At 44.1% G+C, this 12108-nt stretch carries 11 protein-coding genes; 3 read left to right on the top strand and 8 right to left on the bottom strand.

The window, feature by feature from the left end:
• Positions 1-216: 216 nt before the first annotated feature.
• Positions 217-2022 (bottom strand): oligoendopeptidase F, encoded by a 1806-nt coding sequence (pepF, locus tag JJQ88_RS16210; protein WP_210367082.1) that lies wholly within the window; start codon positions 2020-2022, stop codon positions 217-219.
• A gap of 499 nt (positions 2023-2521) precedes the next feature.
• Here pepF and JJQ88_RS16205 point away from each other — a divergent pair, with 499 nt between their 5' ends.
• Positions 2522-3562, top strand: a complete 1041-nt coding sequence (locus JJQ88_RS16205) for a serine hydrolase domain-containing protein (protein WP_210367081.1) — start codon at positions 2522-2524, stop codon at positions 3560-3562.
• A 437-nt stretch (positions 3563-3999) separates the two neighbouring features.
• Here JJQ88_RS16205 and JJQ88_RS16200 read toward each other — a convergent pair whose 3' ends face one another.
• Complete coding sequence (locus JJQ88_RS16200; RefSeq protein ID WP_210367080.1) at positions 4000-4917, bottom strand: GNAT family N-acetyltransferase; 918 nt, start codon at positions 4915-4917, stop codon at positions 4000-4002.
• A gap of 134 nt (positions 4918-5051) precedes the next feature.
• On the bottom strand, positions 5052-5249 hold the full coding sequence (locus tag JJQ88_RS16195; RefSeq protein ID WP_210367079.1) for a DUF378 domain-containing protein: 198 nt from the start codon (positions 5247-5249) through the stop codon (positions 5052-5054).
• 177 nt (positions 5250-5426) lie between these two features.
• Between JJQ88_RS16195 and JJQ88_RS16190 the strand changes: the two genes are divergently transcribed.
• Entirely contained in the window at positions 5427-6299 is an 873-nt protein-coding gene (locus JJQ88_RS16190) for a MerR family transcriptional regulator (RefSeq protein ID WP_210367078.1), read from the top strand.
• Positions 6300-6628: 329 nt separating this feature from the next.
• Here the strand turns inward: JJQ88_RS16190 and JJQ88_RS16185 are convergent, their stop codons facing one another.
• From JJQ88_RS16185 to JJQ88_RS16170, 4 genes are all read right to left on the bottom strand, one after another.
• Positions 6629-7225, bottom strand: a complete 597-nt coding sequence (locus JJQ88_RS16185; RefSeq protein ID WP_246861228.1) for a hypothetical protein — start codon at positions 7223-7225, stop codon at positions 6629-6631.
• Between the two features lie 74 nt (positions 7226-7299).
• Positions 7300-7926 carry an ABC transporter ATP-binding protein gene (locus JJQ88_RS16180; RefSeq protein WP_210367077.1) on the bottom strand — a complete coding sequence of 209 codons (627 nt, stop codon included), beginning with the start codon at positions 7924-7926 and terminating at the stop codon, positions 7300-7302.
• Between the two features lie 3 nt (positions 7927-7929).
• A complete protein-coding gene (locus JJQ88_RS16175; protein WP_210367076.1) occupies positions 7930-10146 on the bottom strand; it encodes a DUF1430 domain-containing protein in 2217 nt (738 codons plus the stop codon).
• 106 nt (positions 10147-10252) lie between these two features.
• Positions 10253-10546, bottom strand: coding sequence for a lactococcin 972 family bacteriocin (locus JJQ88_RS16170; protein ID WP_210367075.1), 294 nt, complete (start codon positions 10544-10546; stop codon positions 10253-10255).
• A 303-nt stretch (positions 10547-10849) separates the two neighbouring features.
• On the opposite strand from JJQ88_RS16170, the gene JJQ88_RS16165 reads away from it, so the two are divergent.
• The gene (locus tag JJQ88_RS16165; RefSeq protein WP_210367074.1) at positions 10850-11005 is read left to right on the top strand and encodes a hypothetical protein; all 156 of its coding nucleotides are present in this window, start codon (positions 10850-10852) and stop codon (positions 11003-11005) included.
• A gap of 70 nt (positions 11006-11075) precedes the next feature.
• On the opposite strand, the gene JJQ88_RS16160 is transcribed toward JJQ88_RS16165, so the two are convergent.
• Entirely contained in the window at positions 11076-11951 is an 876-nt protein-coding gene (locus JJQ88_RS16160) for a helix-turn-helix domain-containing protein (RefSeq protein ID WP_210367073.1), read from the bottom strand.
• Positions 11952-12108: the final 157 nt, after the last annotated feature.

Raw genomic sequence — 12108 nt, 5'->3', positions numbered from 1 at the left:
AAGATTGACTGCATCCTCAAGCTATGAACATTATCGATAAAAGCAAGAAAATGATTTTTTCCAATTCTAGTATTCCTTTCTCTCCAATTATACCAATTCTTGGATATCCGGAGAAAATAATGTTGTGTTTGATCGTTTCTACGTTATTTTTAATAGATTCATTTCTTCTATCATGTAAAAACGAAGCACGAGAACCGTCCCCGTGCTTCACTTTCTTCATTTATAACTGTTTTCTAGCTGGTCGATTAGTTTTCTGACTTGGGCGACGGCTTGGCGGATTGGTTCTGGTTTGGACATGTCTATCCCTGCTTTTTTGATTAATTCGAGGGGCTCCAGCGTTCCTCCTGCTTTCAAGACCTCAAGCCACTTCTCCACAGTCGGCTTGCCTTCATCGAGGATTTGCCTGGATACAAGGGTCGAGACGGTCAATCCTGCTGAATATGTGTAAGGATATAAGCCCATATAATAATGCGGCTGGTGCATCCATGTCAGGCCTGCCCCTTCATCAAGTTCGACTGAGTCTCCCCAGAAGTTTCCGAGCGCCTCCAGTTTTTGTTCCGACAATACGCTTGCAGTCAGCGGTTCCCCGGCTTCCGCCAGTCTATAGACCCTTCGCTGCAGTTCTCCTTCAAGCAGGTGGGTAACAAAATTATGATAATACGTACCTAATTGCTGCAGAATGACCCAGCGCCGGGTGCGATTATCGTTTGTGTTCGCCAGCAGATGGTTGCTGAGTAGCATCTCGTTCAATGTCGATGGCGCTTCGATGAAGTATCTCGACGGACGGGTATTTGTTAGTCTTTGATTTTTACCCGCCAGGTAAAAATGTCCGGCATGTCCCAGTTCATGGGCCAAAGTATAAGCGCCTCTCATCGTATCAGGCCAGGTCATTAGCACATAGGGATGGCCCCCGTATGGACTCGAGCAAAAGGCCCCCGTGCTTTTCCCGATATTATCGGCATAATCAACCCATCTTTCTGATATTGCGGTCCTGATCATCTCACTGTATTCCGGCCCCATGATGTCAAGCGCTTCCTGAACCGTTTCCGCCGCTTCTTCATAGCTTGTCTCCAGCTTGAAGTCCGGATCGAGCGGAGCTTTGAGGTCTGCATACGTCATCCTGTCGAGCCCCAGGACTTCTTTCTTCAACTTGGCATACCGCCTCATATGGGGAGCCAATTCCTCCTGGATGATGTCCAGCAGATTATCATACATTTCCTTCGTCACCTGCTGACCATGAAGAAGCATGTCAGTGACAGATTCATATTTCCTCAGGCGCGACATGGTCACTTCATGGTGGACCTGTGTGGCATAGGTAGCCGCGAACGTATTCTTGTACAGGTTCAACGTCTTATTGAAGGACTCATACGCATTCCTGCGTACCTCTGCAGACGGAGCCGAACTGTATTTGCCAGCATAAAGGGCAAAAGAAAGAGGCACCTCATTCCCTTTCTCATCAATGAATGGGTCAAACTGCATATCCGAAAGCTTGCCGCGATTATAGACAGTATAAGGCGAGCTAAAAAGAGAACCAAGCGAAGCCAGGACCTCCTCCGTTTCTTCACCTAGAGCATATGGCTTCCGATCCTGCAAATCCGTCAGATATTTACGGAATGAGGTCAGGCCTTGCTCCTCTTCAAAGAATCGCTCCAGCGTTTCTTTTGGCATCCCAATGATTTCCGTCTCTACAAAGGACATCGCCGCAAAAACAGATGACTTGGCTGCATCAGCAATGGCGGCGTCCTTTTGCCTTCCGGAATCCGTGTGATCGACGGTTTGCCGCAGCTCGGCATAAATTGACACCAGCCCGAAGCGCTCTAGCAATTTCTCCTTCGCTTCCAGGCATTCCAATAGCTCCACTGCGCTGTTTCCAAGCTTCCCTTTATATTTTGTTACCTTCGCTAAATCCGCCTTGACAGACTCGAGTTCCTTTTTCCACTCGTCCCTCGTTTCAAAAAGATCTGTCAGGTCCCATTTTTGTTTTTCATCGACATCCTGTCGCTTGATTCGATTGTTCGCCATTCCGATCCCTCCTCATTTCACTGGTTCATCCCATAAGCTTTCCATTATGCTTTACCACATCGTTGGCGCCATAATCTTTTTTGCATAACTGCTTGAACGGAATTAGATTTTCAGCAAGACTTTTACACCCAATATCAAGTGCCCTTCAGGCAGTGGAGTCGATACCTCCCTACGCTGCTCACATTCCGCGGGCGATGCGCCAGCGGAGCCACATTTATCCAGCTGCTTGTGACTCTTCTAGTCCATGTACACTTTAAACCTTTGGTAAAATTCTTAATTTTCAACAATCTATCCATAATCCCTTTTCCACTATAGACTATACTGGTATATACTAGAAACGAATGCCATCTATTGCACCGAATCAATCAACCTAGCTTCCCTCAGGGTACCGCCCATCCAGAACGAGGAACAGCTAAACCAAACCATCAAGAAATCCACTTTCAAGCCGGAACCCATCTATCAAATATTCCAAGATTGATAAGAAAATAGGAGGATTGCCATGAACTCTGAAGAGCTTATGAAAATCATTAGTGACAGCAGTAAAAAGGCAGATTTATCAGGTGTTGTATATATCAAACAAGGAGAGGAGGTCCTGTCTGCAAGTGCTTTTGGCTATGCGAATAGATCCGAGGAGCGCCCCAATCATGTTGATACGCGATTTGGCATCGCCTCCGGGAGCAAGCTATTCACGGCAATAGGAATATGCCAATTGGCTGAAAGGGGACAGCTATCATTCGATACACCTCTAAAAGATTGCCTGGATTTGGAGTTTCCTTATTTTGATGAAGGAGTGACCATCCACCAGCTTTTGACCCACACAAGTGGAATCCCTGATTATTTCGATGAAGAAGTGATGGATGATTTCGAAGACCTCTGGAAAGACAATCCTGTCTATCAAATGAAGCGACTTGATGACTTCCTGCCGCTTTTTCATGAGAATGAAATGAAGTTTACGCCAGGAGAAAGATTCCATTATAACAATGCAGGCTATATTTTACTTGGGCTTGTCATTGAACAGCTAACAGGCAAGTGTTTCAGAGAATACATTGAGGAAAACATCTTTCGCAAGGCTGGGATGGAACATTCCGGATACTTTTCCATGGATCGGCTGCCCGGAAATACGGCGATGGGGTATATTGACAATCACAAAGATCATGCGTGGCGGACAAACATCTATTCCGTCCCGATAAAAGGCGGTCCTGATGGGGGCGCCTTCACTACCGCTCCCGACATGGCCAGACTATGGGAAGCATTATTCGGGCACAGGCTATTAAGTGAAGACACAACAAATAAGCTCCTGGCTCCTCATGTGAAGGTGAATGATACCATCCATTATGGGTACGGAATCTGGATGAACAAAAAGAATGACCATATATACAAATACCATGTGATGGGCTATGATCCTGGGGTCCGTTTCCGGTCATCCTTTTACCCACAGCTTGATTTAAAGCTTGTGATTCCAGCTAATAATGAATCCGAACCGCTTGATGTCACTAAAGCGATTGAAGATTATTTTTTCACTGAAAAAGAGACCTGTTAATGTGTGAAAAGGTCTCTTAAAAAAGCTTGCCTGGATTGATACCTTGCTTTTGGATAAGGGAAAGTTTCCGGTCTCAGTTGCTCTCCCGTTCTCGCTGTTCTCGCTCAGCAAGTAGCCTTTTGGGCACGATACGGCCCTTTGCGGTACCTTTCGACTCTCCGGGACACCCGTTTGGGAACGAGAGACGCTCTTGCGGGACCTTTTGACTCTCCGGGACACTCGTTTGGGAACGAGAGACGACCTTGCGGGACCTTGCGGCTTTCCCGGGCACTCGTTTGGGAACGAGAGATGCCTTTGCGGGACCTTTCGACTCTCCGGGACACCCGTTTGGGAACGAGAGAAGCCCTTGCGGTACCTTTCGACTCTCCTGGAAGCCTCTTTGGGAACGCGATCCATGACTATTCGTGCCATTCTGCCTTTCCGGGATTTCAAGTGTGTCATTCTTTTTCTATAACATAATAATCCATGGTCGATGTCTCTTCGAATCCGCAGGATGTGTAAAGGTTAAGAGCATTCACATTTTTAGCTTCGACTTGAAGCATGATGTCGTCCATGACCGCTTCTTTGAGCTTACCAATCGCCAACAAAAGAATGGCTCTGCCATATCCTTTGCCGCGATGCTCAGGCAAGACACCGAGACCAAAAATCGCCCCAATCCTGGATGTCATTTGCAGGTTCACTTTCCCGACGATTTGCCCATCTTTCTCGGCAAGATAGCAAGTCATCCCCCGCTTTTCCTCCTCTTCAGGCGGGATCATTGAGTTCGTGTCTGGCTCCTCTCCACCACTAGACCCAGCGCCAAAATAAATCGCGTTTTGCCGGGCGATCTCCTTCATGTCTGCATTGGCCGCTTTTCTGAGTGTAATTTCATCTGACTCGAAGAACTGCTGATTTGGCATATCATTCTTCAGGAACATCTCAAACTCCGAATGCTTATGCTTTGCTCCGGTTCCCTGAATAAATCGCTCGCCGGATCTTGATTGGCGGTCACTCAGCAACAGGATGCTGCTTGAATTGCTGCGTTTCCATTCTACCAGGACAAGCTCGCTTAACTTTTTAAAAACGCCCTGGCGTCTATATTCAGGATCAACCATCCCATTCACTTCCCATGGTCCCCCAAACCTTGAAACCCCGATATAGCCGATTAGCTTATTATCATCAAAATACATGAATTCATTTACCCCTTGCAGACCGCCACTCTTGTTATGATTGGCTCCAAGCTTATAATCAAGCTCCAGCTTAAGCACCGTCTGATCATTCTGGAGACAGCGTTCCTCGAGCTGCTTGATCAGACTATAATCCTCAGAATCGATATTTTCCTTAAGCTTGATCCACGGCTTTCGAATAGTTTTCATCCCACACCTCGATTTTTCAGAATCAAATCACTAATCTGATTATATAGCAAATCAGCGAAGCACGGGGACGGTTCTTATGCTTCATAACAAAAAGTGCCTGTTCGACTGAGTTTCAGTAGACAGGCACTTTTCTTTTATTTATTTACTTTTGATACTAGTGTCATGCTGTAAATGGCCGCGAGTCCGACAAGGATGTAAACGATTTTAGCAATCGGGCTGTCCATTCCGCCGAAAATCCCTCCGACAAGATCCCACTCGAACAAACCAACCAGCAGCCAATTCAAACCGCCCACAATGAGTAAAACTAATGAGACCAAATTTAAAGTTTTCATTTCAGCACCATCCCTGTATAATATTTGTATAATCTTTCGAAATCATTATACAAAACTTATACAAGTTAAGCAATTATTTTTACAAATTTTTATTAAAACAGCTTCATCCCTTTATTTTTCCGTATTTTTTGTGTAATTAATGTATAATTTGCTTATAATAAAATCGAGGTGAGACCGTTGTATAGCATCAAGCAAGTATCGGAGCTACTGGATATTCCTGCTGTCACAATAAGGGCATGGGAAAATCGCTACAAGATCGTGACACCAACCCGCACGGAGGGTGGACACCGTTTATATAGCAATAAAGACATTGAAACACTGAAGTGGATCAAGAAGCAGCTGGATGAACACAACATGAAAATCAGCGATGCAGTCCGTCTCCATAGAAGATCAACTGAACAGGCACCTGCAGCTCCTTTCCCACCTTCTAAGGGCTACGAAGGGTTGATTGACGAGCTGTATCAAGCACTCATGAACCTTGATGCGCAAGAAGCAAACAGAATGACGGATCTTGCTTTCTCTTTGTACGACTACGAAGAAGTCTTTCACCATATATTAGTGAAGGTTTTGTATAAGATTGGGGGTGAATGGGAAAATGGCATCATCACCGTCGGGCAGGAGCACTTCGCTTCACAATTCATCATGAACCGATGCACTCAGTTCTTCAGGATCTTTCCGGTCAATCCCGCACTCCCGAAGGTCCTCGCGTTTTGCCCTGAAGGAGAACTTCACCACATCGGCCTGATGATGTTCAGCTTGTTTTTAAGGAAAAAAGGCCATGAAGTCATCTACTTGGGACCCAATACGCCTCTAGACGGCTTATCCGAATTGATGAAGATGAAACACGTTTCGTTAATCGCTGTTTCCTTATCCAATCCAAGACCATTGGACGAGTTGGAAAACTGGATTGAAGAACAGCTAAAATCAGAACCTTCCCTTAAGGTTATCCTCGGCGGTACAGGGATAAAAAGTCAGAATCGATTTGATGAAAGATCCGTGTCTTATTCAATCGGGATGGATTGGGATGAATGGTACAGGGGGTTCATGTAAGGGATGTTCCATTTGTTTCTCTTTATCAAGCTGTAGCCATCCATTGCAAGCTTCTAAGAAAAACGATACTCAGGATCCATCTCTGCGCTTCGCCCATCAATGGGAAACCATACGAAACATTTTGGCCAGAAACGCGACTTCATTCTTTTCCTGCAATCAAAAATTTTGCGTATGTGGAGTCAACCTCTCAAAAAGAAAAAGGCGCGATGAGCAGTTACTATCGCTCATCGCGCCTTTTTCCGCGCAAAACTTCCGATTGTCCACTATGAGAACTGCCACTCTGCTTCATCCTCGTTCTGAAAATGAAGCACGAGAACCGTCCCCCTGCTTCACCCCCGTTCTGAAAATGAAGCACGAGAACCGTCCCTCTGCTTCATCGCCAGGTAAATGATGATGCTTAGGGCTAGGAGTGAAAAGGTGATGTTCTGGGCGATGCCGACGATGTCGTTCCAGCTGTTTGTTCCGTTTACGATTAGCTGGAGGATGAGTCCTGCGAGTAGGGCTAGCAGGATCATCGGTGTTTTTTTCAGTAAAAAGCCTGCGCCGCCACCGAGGATGCCGCCGACTGCAGAGGCTCCGTACCAGAAGGCAAAGACGCCGAGCTGTTCTTTCAGCGGAATTTCTACTGCAGTCTCCCCATTCAAGTTACCCAATAGAAAGTAAAACGTTATCGCTGCTATCGTGTAAATCCCGCCAAATAAGGCCGCTTCCTTCTTGTTTCCCGCAAACAGATAACCAGCCAGCATCGCGAGCATGAACCAGACTGGCAGCGAATTGACCATGACCGCCACATAGGAAATGATGAATTCAGTAAAGGTCACCCCATCGCCAAGATACGGGAGATTATCAGAAACAGTCGAGACATACCCCACTATCAAGCCAACGACTAGAGTGAAAATCATGAATTTTCCCCAATTCTTCTTCAAGCTTGCGTCCCTCCCCGTTGTCAAAAAGAATCTTACAGTCAGTATACTATTAAAACGCTGATAATTGGAAAAAACTATAAGTTGATGACCCGCTTGCATTGTCTGGCTACTTCAGGATCATGCGTGACAATGATGATCGTTTTTTGCTCCTCATTCAATCCTCGCAAAATCTCAAGGATATGATTTCGATTGAGTTCATCGAGCGATCCAGTGGGTTCATCAGCAAGAATGATGTCGTTTTTCTTCAACATCAACCTTGCGAGGGCTACACGCTGCTGTTCTCCGCCGCTAAGCTGGTAGACTTTATTATTCATTTTATCGAGCAAGCCAACCCTTTCCAGTGCCAGCCTCTTCAGCTTTCTTTTGTCTGCAGATTTCGTATAGGCAAGGGCGATATCCAGATTCCTGCTGACTGTCTCCTGTTCAATCAAGGCATAGTTTTGAAAAAGATAGCCAATGGTATTCCGAAGCAGCATCGTTGTTTTCTTTTCTTTGCTGAAGGCATTCACGGTTCCCTGAATGATTACCTCACCGGAATCCGGCTTGTCGAGAAGGCCGATGATATTCAGCAAAGTGGATTTCCCTGTCCCGCTCTGGCCAGTGATCGCAATCATGTCGCCTTTCTCGACATTCAAGTTAAAATCCTGCAAAATCGGCTTGTTTTCAAATTTCTTGCTGACATTCCTTAACTGGATATCCATTGTTTACGCCCCCTTTAGAACGTCTTTTGTCTTTTTCAATTCCGTGGCTTTAAAAATCGACAGCATCAGGATGATTTCCATTCCCAGGAAGATTGGCAGGACTGAGAGGAACAGGCCAGGCTGCATCAATCTTGCCGCCATTACCGCCAGGCCGATCAACAGCCAGGTCGCTATCGATAAAATCATGAAATGATAATGCCTCCTTAAAAATGAAAAACCATTGATCTTTTTGACGGAATGGATGATCTTATTCTTTTCCAGATAGTTAAGGATGGTGAAAATAGTGATGACCATTTGGATAATCAAAAGGACAACCGCAACGAGCGAACTGATTTTCAAATCATTTTGCAGCTGGTGCATGTAATCACCAATCACACTATATAGAGACGGCGCCGATAAAATAATGTTTCCCAGACCGGCTTTGGAAATATCCACTTCCAATTCTTCATATGTGTTTTCCGGATTGCCAACCTTCGGGAAAAAATAGCCGCTCGTCAGGAAGTTAAGATAACTGTCCCCGCCCATGTTCTGGGAATTGACGACCATAAGGATCGAATTGACGCTGAAATTGCCCGTCTCCCTTTCAATCGTCGGATTGTACAGGAAATGCTTCTGATCATTCCGGATGAACCGAAATTCCACTTCTACGTCTTTGTGCCTTTCTGCATCCATCCCCTTATGCTCCCTATATATGTCAACATCGATATACCGCTTGAACTGATACCATTCCTTATACGCATTCCGGATTTCTGCCTCTTTTCCGCGATACATCTCAGGAACTAGCACAAGCAGCCGGTCACCAAATGAGTCTTCAATGCTCACTTTGTTCCCATCCAGGTCATAAACAGGGTTTACATTTAAATAATTTACATTAACCTGAAGAGTATTTCCTTCTTGCGGATCATAGGGTTCTGGTACCAGCCCCCCTTTGGCCGCCTGCTGTGCAATGGCTTCCTTATGGATCAGCCCATCTGAAGGTTTTACCAGGATAGCGCCCTTTTCGTTTGCAAGGCCAAAAAGCTTCTGGCTCTTTAAACCTGTCTCATAAGCCCATTCTTCCTGATCCGCTCCCAGGTTCGTATTCTGAAATTCATAGAAACCGTAATATTTTGCAGAATTCCACTTATCAGAATTAGCCTCCTGTGTTGAGTATTCCTTGTACTGATGGACAATGTTGACCAATAACACCACCAATAATAAAGAAAATAGCCCTTTTGACGTATAATTAAGGAATTGAACCAGCTTGATTGGTTTTTTATTTTTCAGCATATCCCCAATGTTGATATGATAGACGATGAAAAAGGGGAACAGGCAGACAGCCAGCGAAAGAAGCATGAACAGCGACTGCCATGCAAACCATTCGCTTCCCCATTGCCAAAACTTATTCAAGCCATTGTACTGAAACAAATAAATCACCTGGCCAACGAAGATGACGGCAAAGGCGGTGAAATGTAAGTTGAGATTATCTTTCATTAAAACTTTGAAAATAAGCTCTTCATCAGAAAAGCCCAATAATTTCCTGACAGCGAGACCCTTGAAGTTTAAGAGAATATAATATAAAAAGCTTAAAGATATAAAAATAAGAATGATAATTAGAACAGGTATAAGGTATACGGTGGCCTTTTGTCCCTTCAGGGAACTGAGTGTGCTGAGGGGCTCCTGGTCTTCCACCTGAAATCCCACATCCGTTTGCAGCTTCTGTTTAATTGCTTCGGCTTTCCCGGAGTCTTGTGTATCAATAACATAGTTCCCTCTTAAATTGACAGATTCGGCTGCCATAAGCGGACGGATTTCAATGAGGTTATCAGGGGAGAAAAGCTCAATCCTTCCTACCTGGCTGGTGTCACGTTCATTCCTTGAAGATAGATAGTGATCAACAGGATCCTTTCGAGTCAGCCTTTTTCCTGATTCCAAAGTTATTTGCTTGTAAAACCTCTGTTCATCGCTTAAAGCTGCATAAAGGATAATTTTTTGTTTTTGCGAGCTCTCAAGCGGTTTATAAGCCACTTTATAAATATTGACCTTCTGTTCCGCGGCAATTGCCTCTATTTGCTTTAGCTTCTCTTCCGGTCTGTTGTCCTTATTCCAATCCAACACATTGATTGTCTGCTTATCCTCATATAGAACCTGGATAACTTCATTCATTTCGAAATACTTATTAAACAGAAAGGAAACGATGGCGCAAGCGATCACAATCAAAGCTAACAAGATTTTCTTCATGGCAATCCCCCTTTTAAAACAAGAATGCAACCCTTTAAAAAACGAATTCCCAGATGATTGGGTAATCATCCGGGAATGGGATTGAAAGAATTTACATGATGATTGCTTATTTTACATCCCAATAAGAATGATCTACTGCGTACCATCTGTCAGTTGCAGAAGCATAAGATGTTTTACCAGCGCCAATCCATCCGGAATCATAGTAATAAGCGCCTTGAACGGATGTTTTATGGGTTTTGTACGGGTGGTGAAGGTTCGACCAAACCTTTCCTCCGCCTGTTCCGTAGTCCCATTTTGCCACTCCGCCATCAACGTATGCTGTTGATGCAAGCGCAGCAGTACCTGTTCCTAGAATTGCAGCACATAAAACCAATGAACCTACCTTTTTCTTCAAGCCCATTTAAACACTTCCTTTTCTCAGATTTTGGTACAAGCCAAGGATATCACGGAAATTTCATAAATCTTATCTATATTCCAATAAGAATAATGGGCGTGATAAATTAGAGAAATACCGCATTTTTTATCGAAAAAACGACTTTTTCGCAACATTTTCTGAAAATTTAAACATATTCCAATAAGAATATCAAAACACGGATTTGAAAGAATTTCCTATTATTCTTCTAAAAAGAAGGGACTCAAGCTGTAAAATTACGGAATTGCCCCGAAGCTTATTATGCTATATTGATTTTGGGAGGGATGGAAAATGAAAAAATTAAAACTGATTGTATTGACAGTATTCGCAGTATTACTATTGAGCATTGGGGTATCCAGCCAGACTGGATCGGTCAACCTCGCGGGAGATGACCTCTTGCCTTACGAGCATGCACCTAAGCCCGGCGAATTGCCATATGAACATTAAAAGATCAACTCAAGTTCAACTATAGAAGAAAAAACGTCCCTGATCACCAGGGACGCTTTTGACGTAATCATTAAGAGAGGCTTGCTATTTTTTCCTTAACAAATTCATAGTTTTGTTCCTTATCGAGCAATTTAAACAGGAACAAGGATTCCTCCAGAAACACCTGGCCAGCAGACTGGCCATCCAGCTTTAACAGGTTCATCCCTTTTTGATATAATAGCTCTCCAAATAAATAATTGGAATGATACTGTTTGCAATGAGCGATTCCCTTATCACAATAAACAAGGCTTTCCTTATATTCCTCCGCCTCGTATAACAACTTGCCAAGATTATAGTAAAGCCGGACGAGGATGGACGTATCGGTAATGAAAATGGATTTCTTATAGACTGCAATAGCCTCTATGAAGGTATGCTTTGCATTCTCCCACTGTTGTTCCTCGGAATAGATAATCGCCAGGCTATTCAGGATTTGGATATCCTGTTCCGTGTGCTGTATCGAATCCTTCAATTGGAAGGTATCTTCTAATATTTCGATTGAACGGGTAAAGTTTTGATCAAGATAGTATGTGACAATCCCTTTATGCCATTCAAGGAACTGGACTTCCTCTATTTCCTGGAAGCATTTATGCTTTTCGAACTTTCCGATCAGCCGTTTCACTTCCTTGTAATCCTTTTTCCTGATCGCCTCCCTTACCAATTCCTTTGAATGTGCGATGAATTCAAATTGGTCTTTATACACCTGATTGATGAAATAGCTGGGGTTGATGCCTAGCTTCTTTGATATTTTTATTAGCGTATGAATGTAAGGACTGATTTCCCCGCTCTCGATCTTACTGATTTGAGATTGGCTGCAGATGCCTTCAGCGAGTTGCTTTTGATTGATATCCAACTTCATCCTAATAGAATTGATGGTTTCCCCCAAATTCTTTAAGTTGTTTTCTACCATTCATCGCTTTCCTTTCATTTAGGCTGTGTTAAAGCTGAATGTTGTTTTTTAAAGAGTTGATTGGAACGGAAGGGACTGACTCCTCGAAAATGCTAATGCATTTCCTTCGTGCGTGGGCGAATTCGTCGGAGCCATTCAGTGTCCTGCGGGATGCGGC

Origin of the sequence: Bacillus sp. REN3 (assembly GCF_017912555.1) — a bacterium.
In the GTDB taxonomy this organism is placed as follows: Bacteria; Bacillota; Bacilli; order Bacillales; family Cytobacillaceae; genus Mesobacillus.
Note: the sequence above shows the minus strand (reverse complement) of the source record. Positions and strands in the feature narration are given on the sequence as shown.